We start from the raw sequence: 16,089 nt of genomic DNA, 5'->3' as shown, positions 1-16,089 counted from the left end.
TTTTACCAGCCAATGCCATAATCTTCGCCATGATTGCTGGAACCTCCCCACATCGTACCGTGGATCCAGTCGAAATAAATGGCATTGATGGGGCCGCTGGTGCGTGGCTGATAAGAATTCTTGTAACCCATTCTTGATAGCTCTTTTCTTGTCCAATCGGGCATAGCCTCGTTGAGGATCAATCCGCCCGGTTCTTTCTCGTGCTCGCCAAAGCTGGCGTACATTTGCAGTGTTTTAAAACTCGGTGCTTCGGTAGCTTCCTGAACCGTCATCCCAAATTCGACAATGTTCAAAAAGAATTGCAGCAACAACTGATCCTGTTCGTCACCGGCTTGTTTGGCAAAAGATAGAAATGGTTTTCCGTCTTTCAAAGCCAGGCTTGGCGTTAATGTAACCCGTGGACGTTTGCCCGGCTCAACCACATTGAACGGGTTTTCTTTGGCATCCAAAACGAATGATTGCATACGCTGACTTAATCCGACACCGGTATTTCCGGCGATACAGGCAGGCACCCAGCCACCGCTTGGCGTGATGGATACCACCCAGCCCTCTTCATCCGCAGCTTCGACAGAAGTTGTTCCGGCGGTGAATTCTTCCATGAATTTTTCATCCAGTCCGTTCGAATTTCTCAGGGAAACCTGCTTGGTGCCCCAGTTTTTTATCTGATCTCCGTAAGGATTTATTTTGCCTTCAAACGGATAAGGATCTCCGGGTAATGTCTTCGGATCGTTTTTCTCCCAGTTGATCTGTTTGATCCTTTCCTTAGCGTACTCCTTGGAAAGCAAACCTTTCATGGGTTCTTCGGGAGCAAATGCCGGGTCTCCATAGTAAAAATCGCGGTCTGCAAAGGCGAGGTTCATAGTTTGATACAAGGTATGCACGTAACGCGACGAGTTATAACCCATACCTTTCAGGTCAAAGTTTTCGAGCATGTTCAGTGCCTGCAACATCACCGGGCCCTGTGTCCATTGCTGCATTTTATAAACATCAATGCCCTTGTAGGTGGTCATCAGTGGTTCTTCAATTTTTACCTTCCAGTTTGACAAGTCCTGTTCTGTAATCAGGCCGCCCTGTTCCTGGCATCCGCGGGCAATTTCCTTCGCGATATCACCCTTGTAAAAACGATCATATGCAGCGTAAATAGCCTCTTTTCTGGTTTTTCCTTTTTTTAACGCCTGCTCCTCGGTATCGACCAATTTTTGTAAAGTGGCCAGAAGATCTTTTTGAACAAACACTTCACCCGCATCTGGCGCTTCTCTTTTCTCACCCAAATGGGGTAAAAATACCTTTTTGGAATAAGGCCATTGTTTGATTTTATCCTTGCCTTTCTCAATCGAGTTGGCAGTCTGCGCTTCGATCGGATAACCCTCGGCCAGCTGCATGGCCGGAGCTAAAACCTGTTTCAGACTCATGGTACCGTATTCAGCCAGCATGGTCATTAATCCTCCTGCAGTGCCGGGTGTCGTTGCAGCCAGGGGACCAAATTCCGGCGGATATTTCATCCCCTTGTTTTTAAAAAAATCAGCAGTTGCTCCCGTAGGTGCCACACCCATGGCATTCAGGGCAATTACTTTTTTCGTTTTTGGATTATATATCAAAGCCTGCGTTTCTCCGCCCCAGCTCAATACATCCCACATCGTACAGGTAGAAGCCAGCATGGCGCAGGAAGCGTCGATCGCGTTTCCGCCTTTGCTGAAAATCATCGCCCCGGCCGTAGCAGCCAACGGTTTTCCCGTGATAGCCATCCAGTGTTTTCCGTGCAGCGGTGGTTTTTGTGTGGTAACAGGAAAATTATTGAAGGCCTGACTCATTGATTTGTAGTGGATCCCGGCCAGAGCCAGTGAACAAACCAGAAGTTTTATTTTCATAATGCTGATAAATTTTTAAAATATTTCGGGAAAATGGTTAGGTGCGAAATAATGAAATGTCAATCGTCTGTTTTTCTTTATTAAATGTAGGTAAAAACTGGCAAATGGATATGCTTGGGTCGAATATTGAGATCGGTCAATCCGGATAAACCTGTAAATTGCCAGCATACATCTTCCATTTCCAGAAGCCCGGTCAATGCCATGAATGATGTGATCATACAGTGTTTTAACGATTACTTTAACTTCCCGGTCACCGAGCAGGAAATAGCGGAAGGGCATTTTAAAGTTTTTAAAACAGATAAGAAGGATTTTCTGGTCCGGGAGGGGAGTGTAGCGACGGATTATTTTCTTATCCTGAATGGTTACGTCCGCACATTTTATATTGCCGAGAATGGCGTTGAGGTGACAATCGATATTCTGAGAACCGGTGAATTTGCATCGTCGATGTATAGCATTTTAAAAAAGGCGCCGTCCTTTGAAAATATACAGTGCATATCTCCCTGCACCGTTTGCCGGATTTCAGAAGCTTCGTTTGAAAAGCTGGCCGTTTCAAATTCAAAATGGATTGATTTTGGGATGCAGTCTCTCAAAGCTGCATTGTTGAAGAAAGAAGAGAAGATATTATCATTCGGGAAATTGAAGGGGAAAGAACGTTATGCAAAATTAATGACCGAACGACCTGATATTATTCAGCATGTACCGGTTCAATATATTGCTTCCTATCTGGGAATGCAACCTGAATCGCTCAGCAGAATTCGTAGCTGACTGGTGATTTCTTAACAATTATCATTTTTACCTGTTTGAATACCTGTGATTTTTGTAATTAAAATTGAACAAATCAATCAGGAAATGACAGCAGAATTTGACAGGAAAACACCAGCGGGCGCAGTGCATTATTTTCGCTCCTGTATTAAAACGGGAAATCCGATGGGAGCGATAAATTGTTTTGAACCCGATGCCATCTACATTGACCATTGTGGCAAAAAATTCAGCGGACTGGCTGAGATTAAGGAAGTAATTTACGGTTTGTGCAGCTGGCAACCCGATGTCGTTGGCGGTTTATCAAACCTCACGGTAATTGAAGATCTGGCGATGTGGTCTGATCAGTGGGAAATGACAGGTAAAACACCTGATGGACAGATCATTGAAATGACAGGCCATACGAGCTGTCTGATGCGCAGGAATAAAGAGGGGATATGGTTGTGGCTCATCGATAATCCTTTTGGAAATGTGTTTCCGGGAAATAATTGAATTACTGCTCTGACATGCAGCCAAGGCGCTAACCATGATTTGCAATCAGGGGTGTCTGGGTCTGGCGATTGCAACGCGGCGACAGATTACTCGAAGTTAATTGCCGGGCCTTCTTGTCGTATAAACGGGATACTACCTCTAAATGTCGTAACTTCTGAAAAATAACCGAAAAGGTAAATTATGAAAGTTAAGGTTACGACGAAAGAAGATTTACCGGAGCCAGGTGCTGTTGTGAAATTTAGAATAAAAAATACGCATCAATGGCGGCTGGGGTACAGGGACAGTGAAGGAAGCGACTTTATTGAAGAGCCCCGTGGCATCGTGTATCGCTATTCATGGAATCAGATTGATGAGTATTTGCTGGTAATAACACCGGAAGAAAATATTCAGCAGCATTGATTATAACCAGCAGGTCGCAGATCTGCTGGTTCTTTTTTTAGATACTTCCCGCCAATAATTTTCCTACCTTTGGCGCCTGTATTTTATAAAAGATCTTATGCCAGTTCAAAAATTCAATGACCGCGTCCGTGTAAAAGTTAAAAACAGCTCTGATATCTGGATGATTCTGGAGCATGAAAATATCAAGAAGGGCGCGACGGTTAAATTTACCGGTAAAGTTAAATGCAGAAATGAAAAGACTGGTGAAATAAAATATTTCAGCGAAAACGGGTGTGAACTGGCCTGATCTCTTAATCCTTTCGTATACGGTCCCGCTCATCGGCTGAGCCGGAATTTGCAGTTTTCCTGCTTTTAATATTCCCTCCAAATGATCTGGAATAGGTTAACTTAAACACAGGTGTTTTTCTGGATTCGGTATTGATCTGCACGTGATTTTTAATATTGAAGGCTTCTTCGGTGATTGTTCCGTAGCGGGTATTTATCTGAAAACTTTTCCGGATATCAGCCACCGATAACTGTAAGCTTCCTGCATTGTTTTTCAGATCTTTTTTAATGCCGCCATTCACCGTGCCAAACCCGTCAACCCGGATAGACCCGTTGTACGACAATGAATTGTACCAGCCGGAAATTTCTATATCAAAATTTTGAGGCAATTTGAACGTCTGGTTGAAATTCAACGAATAACCAAAATAAGTTTTTTCGGCGGGTTTTCGGGTGTGTTCAACTTTGAACTGGCGGAGACCGCCGGTAAAACCATAATTCATGGTCCACCAGTTATTGACGCTGACAGGTATGCTGGTCTGAAAGGTCAGATTATTTTGGTAGGCCAGATTTTGTGGGGAAATGTAAAGCAGATTTGCGGCCGGTCTTTCCGTGATCTGATAACGAACAATTGGATTCTTATCTCGGCTGAATAGCAGTGAAAATGAATAACCCCGGTAATTGTAGCCAGCTTTCAGGTTGTGTGTAATTGTGGATTTTAATGTCGGATTTCCGGTATAAACCGCCGTTGGGTCGCTGTACGCGACATAGGAAGCAAGGTCGTTGTAAGCAGGACGGCTTATCCTTTTGGAATAGGACAACATCAGTTCCGAATTGTCATTCAACTTTTTCGAGAATAGTATGTTGGGAAAGAGCGCCCCTAACTTTCGGTTTGCCGTATTTTCCGTTGTTTTCGGATCATTCATCCGGCTGTGAGCATATTCAAACCTAAGTCCCGCGGAGAGGTTAACGGACGGATTTATTTGAGCATTTAAAGCGACATACATGGCTGCAATGTTTTCCAGGAAGTTAATTTGATTGGAAGTTTCGCCGCGCCGGATCCATTGTCCGTCAATCCAGCTTTCAATGCCGGATAGGCTTTGCCCTTTTGTAAAAGTGCCTTTCACGCCGGTTTCAAGCATCAATTTCTTGTTGATTTTTTTTACATAGTCCATTTTCAAAACACCAACCCGGATGGATGTATTGGCAAATCCCTGTTGTTCGGATGCGAAAAGGCTGTCGTTGTTACCAGCTTTTGTACCGTTCGTGTTTTGTAAGAAACTTTGAATTTGAGAAGGGTTATCGTTGGCAAAATAGAGGTAGTCAGTGTTGAGCGTTAGTTTTTCGCCTTCCCGTATTTCCTTTTCCAGATAGGCCGTTGAAATCACATTTTTCCACCGGTTGATTCCTGATATTCGCGCCCGAAGGAACAATAATGAGTCGGGGAACAAAAGATATTCCGCATGGTTGAAATTGGAAGATGACGTATTGTTTTTGTTATAATTGACAGAACCGCCGGCGGAAATTTTTTGATTTAACCGGGAATCAAACCCAACTGTGACACTGTGGTTGTTTTGCAGTAGTTTGGTCGTGTCCCATGCGGTAACTGTTAAGTCTCCGCCAAAAACAGGCATGTTTTGCCCGCTGACGATGTACATATCGCTGTATGTTCTATTCCTGGAAAACTGGTATGACCCATAAATATCAATTTTTTCAGAATTTCGGTTTAAATTAAAGCTGCCCGTTCCTTTCTCTCCTCTACCATAACCGGCTGTCAGCGTTATACCCCCGTTTGTTCCTTTGACATTGTTCTTTTTCATCACGATGTTGATCAAACCGGCATTCCCGTCCGCGTCGTATCGGGATGGAGGAGTTGTTAACAATTCTATTTTTTCAATGTCGTTTGCACTCATTCCTTCCAGTAAACCAACGACCTGAGCCAGCGGCATTCGTATCACTTTGCCATTGATCATCACCATGACACCATCTTTGCCATTCAAGGCGATACCGTTATTGCGATGATCGACAATCACGCCCGGTGCCCTTTCCAGCACGGCAAGCGCAGAACTGCCTTTTGTTAATACGCTGTTTTCGATATTGATAACCGTGCCGTCAGCTCGCTGCTCAAATAAAGGTTTTTCGCCTCGGACCAAAACTTCTCCTAATTGTTGCGTATCGTCGCTTACGATAAGCTGACCGAAATTTTTCATGGATTGGGAGTCGTCCAATCCGAAAGTTTCGGAATGCCAAAGCCCGTAACCAATGCTGCTAAAACGCAGAAGATAATTTCCGTGCAGTGAATGGCTGATACTAAAATTTCCAAGGTCGTCCGTTAAAACACCTTTGACCAATGTGGAGTCCCGACTGTTTAGGAGCAGTACACTGGCGTAAGGGACAGGTTTCTGGTTTGCAGTTATGAATGTTCCGGAAATCTGTGCACACATGTTTTGTGTCAGGAAAAGCATTAGCAGACTTGCAAAAAAGGGTTTCATCGGACTTGTTTTTAGATGAGAAAAGATGACAAAACCGGCCCGTGGTTCTGATGCTGGTTTTATGTGCAAAAAAAGCGCGACTGAAAATGCGGGAGAAAGATGATTGATTACCGGTTGTTTAAATTTGATGATTTACCGATATCGCGTCAAAATGGCTGTGAGCCCTGAAAGAAATTTATGATTTGGCTGTTTAACAACCATAAAGTTCCGGTTGTCAATTATTTAGGTCGTTTCGTGTATTGGATAAAAAGAAAGGAGCCTAATTGACTATTTTGTGGAATCAAAGTATTTTAGATAAAACAAAACCACGGTGATGCCTGTCTGTAACTGTTTCGGAAGGATACTGGTTTTTGATAAACGGACGATATATGGAGCCATTGACAGAAAGCAGCTATAAGCAGCACTGGTTTTTCAAATACAAACTTTACCAGATTCCTTTTTGGTGTGGTTATCAATATTTATGGTGGGCGATTGCCAAGGGAAATCCGGTCAAAGCGGCGCATAGTATTTTATTTACCAGTTTTTTCATAAAATTCCTCTTTTACCTTGTTTTTCAGATTATTGCGGTTTGTTTCAATTTATATTATCTGATACCGGTTTACCTGGAAAAAGGAAAGTACCTGGCGTATGGAATTTATCTGGCCCTGACGATTATTATAACTTCCTGGCTGATTGTTCCGGGTTATTATCTAACGGCACTTGCAGCCGGGAAAAGCGCTCAGGAGTTTTATGGGACCATGAATTGTTTCTACTTTTTTATCAGTACCTCCTTTCCGTCAACGCTTGCCAGCATGACGCTTGCGATGAGCATTAAGCTGACTAAAAATTGGGTACAGACCGAAAGAAGACAGCAATTGCTGGAAAAGGAGAAGCTGGAAACGGAGCTGCGGTTTTTGAAATACCAGTTTAATCCGCATTTCCTTTTTAATAGTATCAATTCAATCTTTTTTCTGATACACAAGAATCCGGACATGGCTTCAGAGTCGCTTGCCAAATTTTCGGAGCTGTTGCGCCATCAGCTTTATGAAAGTAATGATCAAAAGATCGCGTTGAATAAGGAGGTAACCTATCTGGAAAATTTCATTGAGCTGGAAAAACTCCGGCAGAATGACAATGTACATGTTACATTCCAAACGGATTATGCTCTGAACGGACATCTGGGAATTGCGCCTTTTATTTTGATGAATTTTGTGGAAAATGCGTTTAAACATGTATCCAAACATACGGATCAGCCAAATTGGATCCGGATAAATCTGGAAGTTGAAGACCAAAGATTACACTTTTCCATTTCGAACAGTTCTTCGCGAAATCTTGTCAATGAAGTGATCAGTTATGGCGGAATTGGCATTAAGAATGTGCAGAGACGGCTGGATCTGATTTACCCGGGGCAGCATAAATTAAAAATTGACGACAACGGAAACAGCTTTGAAGTAGTGCTGGATATCGAACTTTCAGAACTTGAAGCGCCTCATTTAAACTTTGTATCATGATGAATTGTGTTATTGTTGACGATGAGCCGCTGGCCCGGGAAGGTATAGCCAGTTATGTGAGAGAAGTGGATTTTCTGACTCTTGTCAAGACTTGTGAAAATCCGGTGGAACTGATCAGTTTGCTGGATGAAAATAAGGTTGACCTGATTTTTCTGGATATCCAGACACCGAAAATGAATGGCATCGATTTTCTGAAAATGGTGCAGAATCCGCCGATGGTTATCATCACAACTGCTTTTCCAAGTTATGCTTTGGAGAGTTTTCAGCTCAATGTGCTTGACTATTTGTTAAAACCCATCACATTTGACCGGTTTTTAAAAGCAGCGAAAAAGGCGAAGGATTACGATCAGCTGATTAAGAAATCGCAGTATTCTGAGACAAGTCCCGCGGAACCGGAGGCCGATTATTTCTTTATTAAATGTGGAAGCAAATATGAAAAAATTCTTCTCAGTGAGATTCTTTACATTCAGGGAATGCAGAATTATGTAACGATCCATACGCTGAAAGGAAAATACATGACTTTACTCTACCTGAAAAACCTGGAACAAAGTTTGGACAGCAGTGCTTTTATCCGCGTACACAAATCGTATATCGTATCAATCGGTAAAATTGACGGGATTGAAGGAAACGAAATTTTTATTGGTGTTAATCGTATTCCAATAAGTCGAAATTATCGTGAATTTGTTATTAATCAAGTGGTTACAAATAAGCTTCTGGACAAAATAAGATTTTCGTGAGGGAGGTGTTATTTAAAGTTTTTACCGTTAAATAAGTTTAGCTTTATTTATCTAACGGTATTTTTTAGCATTGTATAAAATTAATCCTCCTCTATCAGATTTGAGATGTTTCTCAGAAAACGCCGGCTCTCAGGAGCCGGTTTTTTTGTACAGATTCGTCAACCATCAGTTATATATCTTTCAGTCTTACTTCTTTCAGGTTTCGAGTTCCTGCCGATAGTTTTTTGCTCTTAACTAATTATTTTACTTTTACCAGATAGAAAATTTTCTAGCTCGTGTTGTTATTTTAGCTGTTATTGAATTGCTATGTTTTTAACTTCGATTTTTTAACGGATTTTTTTGTCAACTATTCTTTAAAACATTAGCCAACTGATACTGAAAATTACAAATAAGCCTTATGCTTCGAATTTTACTTTTACTACTCCTTTCAACTGCATTTTTTTGTTGTTCAACGCCTGAAACTGATCGCGAGAAATTCACGTGGAAGGGGAAGAAAATAGTTTGGACAGGAACGACAACCCCATGGCAATATGATACGAAATCATATCCGAATCAAATTGGAAAACTGCTCGAAACAGAGATGTTTAATACTTCAGTGGCAAATTCCAGGATTGCTTTTAGAGCCAAGGACACTGAAGGGGTAGGTTTAGAGGGATTGTCCGGAACGTATGCGGAGCTAATTGCCTCTGGATATGCGCAAAATTTTTCGTATGAAAACAAAATAATTCCATATTTAAAAGATCCTTATAATGCAGATGTGGTAGTGATCGATCATGGTCAAAATGACGCGGAATTACTTGAAAGCCGCCCAGGAACGATCGATAGCAGAGATAAGAGCACCTTTTATGGAGCATTTAATTCGGTTATTGATGCAATTCAAAAGCAGAATCCAAAGTGTAAGATTATATTATGTACGCCGCCGAACGGATATGTATACGGTGGTGTTGAACCTTTCGTAAGTCGATTTAGAATCCTCCGTAGTGCTATTTTGGCAATAGGTTATAGTAGAAAACTCCCGGTTTGGGATATGATGAGCAGGTCCGGAATTACTGCCGGAAATGTAAGTGTCTGGACAAATAACGACCTGTATCCAAATCAAACCATGACAGATTCGTTGGCAAAAGATGGCTACACCTTCTTTTCTTCAATCGATTTTAATCTATAAGTACTTGTATTTTAGTTTTGATATTTGTCTGTTTTTGCTCTTTGAATCTGGTCAGCCAACAACGTAGCTTCATCGACGACTTCCCGGGGATAATCGTTTAATGATAATATTCTGATTGCGTTGGTTGTCGTAAGATTTCCGGGTTTGATTTTATAATCGAATAGAATTTTGTCGTCCCGGATTACTTCTGTAAAATGATATAAATCAAAAGTATTTTTAAGAAACTCTGCAAGTTCCAGGTCGTGTGTGGATACAATTACGATGTTGTTCCTTTTATTTAAATAACTCAATATCGCTTTTCCCGCTGCGATTCTTTCGATCGTATTCGTGCCTTTAAATAGTTCATCAAGTAAAAACAGATTTTCTGATGTCAGCTGACTTTCCTGCAATAAGTTTTTCAAGGTGAGCACCTCTTCAAAATAGTAACTCTTATTGTCGAGCAGATCATCCGAAATCCTGATTGCCGAATGTACTTTCATTCTGGACACACTGAATTCACGCGCGAAGCAGGTATTGATAGCCTGGCCGAATATGACGTTGATCCCGATGGTTCGGATGAAGGTAGTCTTACCCGACATGTTGGAGCCAGTCAGCAGCGCTGATTTTGCGTTTAGGTCTATGTCGTTCGCTACTGAATTATAGATTAACGGGTGATATGAGGCGGTTGTATTGAGTTCCTTTCTGTTTGAAATTATATTGGGAATACAGTAATACGGCAGGTCATCTCTAAGCAAATGTATGGAAAGGGCTGCATCAATTTGTCCGACAAAATTGAACACGTCTGCCATGTGTTGCCGTCTGGAATCGAGAAAAGGCAAGATTTTAAACAGCAGTACCGGCTCGATTAAAAACAGCGCTTTTATTAACTCAATAAAATATTCTACAAAAAGTCCCGCTTCGCTTTGCAATTTCGCTTCGATTTTAAAAATAGACATGGACCTGCTCATCGTATCCAGTTCTTTGACGGCCTTGGCTACGTTCTCATCATGCAGGTATTTGTGCTTTAACATTTTTTCTGCAATCTCATTCATCACGAGGAGCTGCGGAATGGAACTGGCATATTGATAAAGATTATTTTTGTTCCAGTAATGGATGCCGAGGTTAACAGGGAGCAGAAAAATGATGAGAATAAGTACTTGCTGGAACACAAACGACAATAAAACGGTGCAAATACTGATCAGAGAAAGTGTTTGGATGACCCAGAACCATTTTGGTTTTTGAAGGTGCGGACCCTGAAAAAGTGAGGAAATGTAGTAGGCGTCGTTATTATCCAGCTTGGAGACTTCATCCAAGACCAGTTTTTTGAACTCGTTATCACTGTTAAAAAATGCGATCAAAGCCTCTGTCTTCTCGCTTCGCAGTTTGTCCGAAGGAAGCGTTCTTAGCAAATGATAGAGATATTGCTGGCCAATCGAGGATGAGGTTCTGTCAATAAACTTAAAAATATCTTCCAGATCCAGATCATGACAGGTTCTGTCGGATATCACCTGATGGATGTTTTCCTTGCTGCTTTTCAGGAAATAACGTTCAATTTTGTTGAAATTGAAGTCGTCGGCTTTAACTTTTTGTTCCTTATCTTTTAGGTGAATCCTGTGTTTATTTCGAAACATAGCAAAATTTTTATCAAACGAATACTATTGATGTTTCGTTAATTTCTGATAAAAATGTTTGACTTACAGGATATTAGTGCCATAAGGGGAATCTGTTTGTTAAATGGTATAATACGCTGACAACAAAAAATCTGAAAGAGCAACGAGCCAAGTGTGTATTCCAGGATTCGAACCTGCACCGTTTTCACGGTTTTACCAGCGAAGTAACACATTTGTACGGCATCTTTCAGATATCAGAAGAAGGGTAAAAAGCAAAACGTGACATATACCCGAAGGCGTTTCTGCTCTACCAACTGAGCTATTGCTGTTTTCACAACAAGCCGGCTTCGAACCGGCGACACGAAGGAACACGTTTTTACGACACCTTCCTGTTTCTTGAAATTAAGGAGCAAAAAGCGAAACAGGACTTGGGGGATTGCCTGAGGACTCGAACCTCCATCATGATTTTCATCACAATGCCCACCCCCTTATTGGAGCGAAGTAACCCGTTTCTACGGCATCCTTTTTTGTACGGAGATGATCTTTGACCACTTCCGTATTATATTTTTATAGCATTAATTTCATCCAGTGACTTTTTGCCATTTTCCAACGCATCCAGCACAGCGAAAATTTTATCACTCCATCCTGCAAGCAAGTAAACATCATTTTGGATAAGTTGTAAGGGAGACTGCCCGTATCCTTGCAAATCGAAAAGGTATAACCTGGCTTCCGGGGCTACGTCATTTTTGTATTTTATCCAAAGCGAGTGAATCGTTTCGGTCCCGTAGGCAGTGTTCCAAAGCTGGCAGTCGGTAAAAAGCATGACTTTGTCCATGACAATTTTTTTAGCCAGCAAATCCTTAATAACCAGATGCCCGTTGGTTGCATAGCCAACTTCACCTTGCCGTCCGTAAAACTCCTGCACGTTGGCCAGGATGTTGTTTTTTGGAATCATTATCGTTTTCCAGGTATCTCCAAACATCCCAATGCGTACATTCTTACAACGAGATTGCAGAAGCATAGCCAGCACTAACCCAACGTCAAAAAGCTGGATTTTAGATTTTGCTGAAACCGGTACCTGCATCGACCCGGACACGTCACAGGCGAGCAGTACTTTTGTGTTTTCATCAAAACCTGCAATGTTGGCAGCACTTTGTGTAACGGCCTTTTCCAATGCGTCAAGTAACTCACCAGTGAAGCCCGGATCTCCCTGAAACAATGTTTTTAGCCTTCCCGTCACGCCTTGTGACTTTACACGAACGCCTGCTTGCAACAGTTCGCGGTAAGCCGCCAGGTAACGAAATGGAAACTGTTTGGCCCGAGCCACTTTGTCAGCAGCTGATAACGTGTCACATACTTTTTGCAGGTGCTCGTATGAGATATTGGCCTCAACAAGGTTGCGCAAGTTGCGTAGCAAAGCCATGTAGCCTAGTTTGTTGCTATCGATCAGTTCTTCCCATTTCCGTTTAAAGGCTACCGATTTTTCCTGATCATCGGTGAATTTATCCTGTCCCAATGCAGACAGCTCGGTTTCCCAGGTATAAGGCGTTTCCAGCTTATTGCTTGCAATTTTGTTAAACAACTGCTGCTGTGCATCATTTTTTGCCTTCGGGTGGACAAGGAACAACGCGTCACGAAGTTTAATCTCCGAGTCCCGGTTGTATTTTGCAAACTGATATGCATCGAAATTGTTGAAAGCCAGCGACAACCCCTTTTGTAATTGTTTCGATAAACTGTTAAGTTTTTTCAAACCTTTGCGTTCGTTCAGAAGCTGATAACAGGCCAGAAGTTCAGTGATTTCATCTGCACGGGAAACTACTTTTTCTGTAAGTTTTGAAATCAGCTGATCCCCGGAATGAATTTTTGCAAGTTCAGTTAACAAAACCAGTGGAGCCGAACGCATATACATATTATGCCGTGCGTAAATGGCCAGCCTGGCAACAAACAAAGGATCATTCTGAGCGATGAGGGTTCGGATCCGTAACAAACGGTCGTCATTTTTTTCATAAAAGGAATCGTTCAACGACCAGGTTACCACGGCGGTGTATAATTGCATCGCAGGATTTAATACGAAAGCCTTAGCTCCTTCATAGTTTTTTACCTGAGTAATGCTGCTTTTTTGTGTATTAAATCTCATGATAACCTCCTTTTCTTTATTTGTTTATCAAAATTCAATGGTATCTACGCAGTCTTTCTGCGTAGATTGAAATTATTTTCAGTCTTCGGCTTTTTCTTTGGGATCGGCCATCCTCACAATTCTTGGCTGAAAGCGGGCAATCACCTCAACCAGATCCGTTTGCGCTGCCATCACCGCATGGATATCCTTGTAGACCATCGGGGCTTCATCCAGTCCGGAGCCAATCAATGTTATCCGTTTGTCTAAAAGATTTTGCGCAACTTCTGCTTTATTAATGGTTTTGAATGCCGCACTTCTGCTCATTAACCTGCCAGCACCGTGTGCAGCGGAATTGATCGAAGTGATTTCGCCTTTCCCTTTTACCACGAACCCCGGCGTGCTCATAGACCCCGGAATAATTCCCAGAATACCTTTTCCGGCCGGCGTCGCTCCTTTTCTGTGCACCATTACGTCCGTTCCGTCTGCCAGTTTTTCTTTCCAGGCAAAATTGTGGTGATTTTCAATCCGCATGACGGGGTTTATGTTCAACGCTTTTGCAATTTTGTTATGAATCTCGTGATGGTTTGCCGAGGCGTAATCTCCCGCCAGATTCATCGCCAGCCAGTATTCCTGTCCTTCATCCGTATTTAAATCCAGCCATGCCAGATGTTTTGCTTCCTTTGGAAGAAGCGTTTTCTGCATCGCAATCGTAGAATAAGTATTGGCAATAGTACCTCCAAAACCTCTCGATCCTGAATGTGACAACAGCGCCAGATAGTTACCCGCCGGTATGCCGTTCAATGCGTTCTCAGCAATGGACAGCTCGCCCCATTCCACAAAATGGTTCCCCGTCCCCGATGTGCCAAGCTGAGCATAAGCCTTATCTTTCAACGTCTTGACGGTTTTAACCAAATTCCATTCCGGCCGGTCAAAGAGCGTTGTATCGTGATGTACTTTTGTTGTACATCCCATTCCAAAATGTGTGTGATCAAGAAGTAATGTTTTTAACTTATGATTTTCTTTATCCACCATTTCGGCAGGCAAGTCGAAAATACTCAGACACATACGGCATGCGATATCCACGCCCACTGCGTACGGAATGATTGTATCCGCTCTCGTTGCCAGCACACCGCCAATCGGCAAGCCATATCCCTGGTGCGCATCCGGCATTAATGCACCGGCAACCGAAATGGGCAGCTGGATTGCAGTTTTCATTTGTGCCAATGCGCCAACTTCAATATGCTCCGGACCAAAAACCGGGAAGTCTGCCATCTCTTTTTTTAGCTGTTGCACCGTTCTGGGCTGTTTTATGAATTTTCCTTCTTTTCTGAGGGCAATGATTTTATCCGCTAAATTTTTAAATTTTCCATTACGCTTTAAGGAATAGGGCATCGGGTCTTCAATCAATGCTTCCAGATTAGCCATGATGGTTTCTTTGTTCATGACTTCGTGTTGCAGCAGTCCATTGGCAACACGGCTAAAATCGATCAGTAAGTCCAGATCATTGATTCCCAGCGCGCCTAACATACCATTGCTTATTTTTTCTTTTTCCATGACATTTATCTTGTTTGACATTACAAAGCAAAAGTGTAACTGCGCAGTCTTTTTGCGTAGTTGAGATTATTTTTATATTTTTTCAAAAAAATAATCTTCATGCCTGTAAACCGCAACGCGCTGATCCGTTACCGGACGATTGATAACTGTCTTCAGAACAGGTTTCGCCAATGGACACTTGACGACCTTATTCTGGCTTGTTCGGATGCACTCTACGAATTTGAAGGGATTGATAAAGGTGTGAGCCGCCGGTCGGTGCAGGCAGATATTGAAATGATGCGCAGCGATAAATTGGGTTATGAAGCGCCGATTATCGTTGTGGACAAGAAATTTTATACCTACGCCGATAAAAATTACAGCATTACCAATATTCCATTGAGTCATCAGGATATGAAAGTGCTTGGCGAAGTGTCTGCTTTGTTAAAACAATTTAAAGGATTCAGTCATTTCGCCGATCTGACAGAAATGGTCAGCAAGCTGGAAGACAAAATTTATGTACAAAAAACGCAGAGTACGCCGGTTGTCGATTTTGAAAAAAACGATAATCTGAAAGGTCTGGAATTTATTGAGGGAATCCGGAAAGCAATTGTTTCCAAAATGGTGCTTTGTATCACCTATCAGTCGTTTAAGGCCCGGCAAGCCAGTACGTTTTGTTTTAGCCCTTATCTTTTGAAGGAATACAGAAACCGCTGGTTCGTGTTGGGTGAATCACATCAGAGCCATGCCCCGATCCTGACATTGGCGCTTGACCGTTTTCAGACATTGCAGGAAGATGCGGAAGAGACTTATCGGGAAAATGAAAAAATTGACCTTTCGACCTATTATTCCGATGTGATTGGTGTGACTAAAAACCTTGGGCAGCGCGATGTTCACGTTGTGTTTTCAATGGATCATAAAACAGCCCCTTATGTAATTACAAAACCATTGCATGCGTCTCAAAAAGTGCTCAAAGAGGATGTGGATGAAGTAATTTTTAGTATCAAAGTCATTCCCAATTTTGAATTGGAGCGGGAGCTTCTTGGTTTTGGCGCTAGGATCAAGGTTTTGTCACCAAGAAACGTGAGAAAGCGCATCGCAGAGCAGTTGCGGGAGGCTTTGAAATATTATGATTGAGAATTGCGTTGTGAACGCTGAGCCAGATAAATGCGGATTGCAAATCTGGGTTGG

General features: G+C 42.2%; 13 protein-coding genes. 8 read left to right on the top strand and 5 right to left on the bottom strand.

Annotation, left to right across the window (positions count from 1 at the left end; translation table 11 throughout):
- Nucleotides 1–2: 2 nt before the first annotated feature.
- The gene (locus M1L62_RS02665) at nucleotides 3–1,868 is read right to left on the bottom strand and encodes a gamma-glutamyltransferase family protein (protein ID WP_254411454.1); all 1,866 of its coding nucleotides are present in this window, start codon (nucleotides 1,866–1,868) and stop codon (nucleotides 3–5) included.
- Between the two features lie 114 nt (nucleotides 1,869–1,982).
- Here M1L62_RS02665 and M1L62_RS02660 point away from each other — a divergent pair, with 114 nt between their 5' ends.
- The 4 genes from M1L62_RS02660 to M1L62_RS02645 all read left to right on the top strand — a co-directional run bounded on the left by M1L62_RS02660 (nucleotide 1,983) and on the right by M1L62_RS02645 (nucleotide 3,804).
- A complete protein-coding gene (locus tag M1L62_RS02660; protein ID WP_254411453.1) occupies nucleotides 1,983–2,633 on the top strand; it encodes a Crp/Fnr family transcriptional regulator in 651 nt (216 codons plus the stop codon).
- A gap of 84 nt (nucleotides 2,634–2,717) precedes the next feature.
- Nucleotides 2,718–3,119 carry a YybH family protein gene (locus M1L62_RS02655; RefSeq protein ID WP_254411452.1) on the top strand — a complete coding sequence of 134 codons (402 nt, stop codon included), beginning with the start codon at nucleotides 2,718–2,720 and terminating at the stop codon, nucleotides 3,117–3,119.
- A gap of 180 nt (nucleotides 3,120–3,299) precedes the next feature.
- Nucleotides 3,300–3,518 carry a hypothetical protein gene (locus M1L62_RS02650; protein ID WP_254411451.1) on the top strand — a complete coding sequence of 73 codons (219 nt, stop codon included), beginning with the start codon at nucleotides 3,300–3,302 and terminating at the stop codon, nucleotides 3,516–3,518.
- 97 nt (nucleotides 3,519–3,615) lie between these two features.
- The gene (locus M1L62_RS02645) at nucleotides 3,616–3,804 is read left to right on the top strand and encodes a hypothetical protein (RefSeq protein ID WP_254411450.1); all 189 of its coding nucleotides are present in this window, start codon (nucleotides 3,616–3,618) and stop codon (nucleotides 3,802–3,804) included.
- A gap of 4 nt (nucleotides 3,805–3,808) precedes the next feature.
- Here M1L62_RS02645 and M1L62_RS02640 read toward each other — a convergent pair whose 3' ends face one another.
- Nucleotides 3,809–6,271 (bottom strand): TonB-dependent receptor, encoded by a 2,463-nt coding sequence (locus M1L62_RS02640; RefSeq protein WP_254411449.1) that lies wholly within the window; start codon nucleotides 6,269–6,271, stop codon nucleotides 3,809–3,811.
- A 368-nt stretch (nucleotides 6,272–6,639) separates the two neighbouring features.
- Here M1L62_RS02640 and M1L62_RS02635 point away from each other — a divergent pair, with 368 nt between their 5' ends.
- The 3 genes from M1L62_RS02635 to M1L62_RS02625 all read left to right on the top strand — a co-directional run bounded on the left by M1L62_RS02635 (nucleotide 6,640) and on the right by M1L62_RS02625 (nucleotide 9,663).
- Nucleotides 6,640–7,761: a sensor histidine kinase gene (locus M1L62_RS02635; RefSeq protein WP_254411448.1), complete on the top strand. Its 1,122-nt coding sequence runs from the start codon at nucleotides 6,640–6,642 to the stop codon at nucleotides 7,759–7,761.
- Nucleotides 7,758–8,498, top strand: coding sequence for a LytR/AlgR family response regulator transcription factor (locus M1L62_RS02630; RefSeq protein ID WP_254411447.1), 741 nt, complete (start codon nucleotides 7,758–7,760; stop codon nucleotides 8,496–8,498). The genes M1L62_RS02635 and M1L62_RS02630 overlap by 4 nt, the downstream gene beginning before the upstream one ends.
- A 397-nt stretch (nucleotides 8,499–8,895) precedes the next feature.
- Entirely contained in the window at nucleotides 8,896–9,663 is a 768-nt protein-coding gene (locus tag M1L62_RS02625; RefSeq protein WP_254411446.1) for an SGNH/GDSL hydrolase family protein, read from the top strand.
- Nucleotides 9,664–9,674: 11 nt separating this feature from the next.
- Here the strand turns inward: M1L62_RS02625 and M1L62_RS02620 are convergent, their stop codons facing one another.
- The 3 genes from M1L62_RS02620 to M1L62_RS02610 form a co-directional block, all read right to left on the bottom strand.
- On the bottom strand, nucleotides 9,675–11,273 hold the full coding sequence (locus M1L62_RS02620; protein ID WP_254411445.1) for a MutS-related protein: 1,599 nt from the start codon (nucleotides 11,271–11,273) through the stop codon (nucleotides 9,675–9,677).
- 538 nt (nucleotides 11,274–11,811) lie between these two features.
- A complete protein-coding gene (locus M1L62_RS02615; protein WP_254411444.1) occupies nucleotides 11,812–13,389 on the bottom strand; it encodes a TROVE domain-containing protein in 1,578 nt (525 codons plus the stop codon).
- 78 nt (nucleotides 13,390–13,467) lie between these two features.
- Complete coding sequence (locus M1L62_RS02610) at nucleotides 13,468–14,922, bottom strand: RtcB family protein (RefSeq protein WP_254411443.1); 1,455 nt, start codon at nucleotides 14,920–14,922, stop codon at nucleotides 13,468–13,470.
- A 99-nt stretch (nucleotides 14,923–15,021) separates the two neighbouring features.
- Here M1L62_RS02610 and M1L62_RS02605 point away from each other — a divergent pair, with 99 nt between their 5' ends.
- Complete coding sequence (locus M1L62_RS02605) at nucleotides 15,022–16,035, top strand: helix-turn-helix transcriptional regulator (RefSeq protein ID WP_254411442.1); 1,014 nt, start codon at nucleotides 15,022–15,024, stop codon at nucleotides 16,033–16,035.
- Nucleotides 16,036–16,089 lie beyond the last annotated feature (54 nt).

Source organism: Dyadobacter diqingensis, assembly GCF_024220585.1.
GTDB lineage: Bacteria > Bacteroidota > Bacteroidia > Cytophagales > Spirosomataceae > Dyadobacter > Dyadobacter diqingensis.
Note: the sequence above shows the minus strand (reverse complement) of the source record. Positions and strands in the feature narration are given on the sequence as shown.

Coding starts and splice junctions, on each gene's coding strand:
- M1L62_RS02615 (WP_254411444.1), bottom strand. CDS start 13,389: ATGAGATTTAATACACAAAAAAGCAGCATTACTCAGGTAAAAAACTAT.
- M1L62_RS02625 (WP_254411446.1), top strand. CDS start 8,896: ATGCTTCGAATTTTACTTTTACTACTCCTTTCAACTGCATTTTTTTGT.
- M1L62_RS02630 (WP_254411447.1), top strand. CDS start 7,758: ATGATGAATTGTGTTATTGTTGACGATGAGCCGCTGGCCCGGGAAGGT.
- M1L62_RS02650 (WP_254411451.1), top strand. CDS start 3,300: ATGAAAGTTAAGGTTACGACGAAAGAAGATTTACCGGAGCCAGGTGCT.
- M1L62_RS02665 (WP_254411454.1), bottom strand. CDS start 1,868: ATGAAAATAAAACTTCTGGTTTGTTCACTGGCTCTGGCCGGGATCCAC.
- M1L62_RS02620 (WP_254411445.1), bottom strand. CDS start 11,273: ATGTTTCGAAATAAACACAGGATTCACCTAAAAGATAAGGAACAAAAA.
- M1L62_RS02605 (WP_254411442.1), top strand. CDS start 15,022: ATGCCTGTAAACCGCAACGCGCTGATCCGTTACCGGACGATTGATAAC.
- M1L62_RS02635 (WP_254411448.1), top strand. CDS start 6,640: ATGGAGCCATTGACAGAAAGCAGCTATAAGCAGCACTGGTTTTTCAAA.
- M1L62_RS02610 (WP_254411443.1), bottom strand. CDS start 14,922: ATGGAAAAAGAAAAAATAAGCAATGGTATGTTAGGCGCGCTGGGAATC.
- M1L62_RS02655 (WP_254411452.1), top strand. CDS start 2,718: ATGACAGCAGAATTTGACAGGAAAACACCAGCGGGCGCAGTGCATTAT.
- M1L62_RS02640 (WP_254411449.1), bottom strand. CDS start 6,271: ATGAAACCCTTTTTTGCAAGTCTGCTAATGCTTTTCCTGACACAAAAC.
- M1L62_RS02645 (WP_254411450.1), top strand. CDS start 3,616: ATGCCAGTTCAAAAATTCAATGACCGCGTCCGTGTAAAAGTTAAAAAC.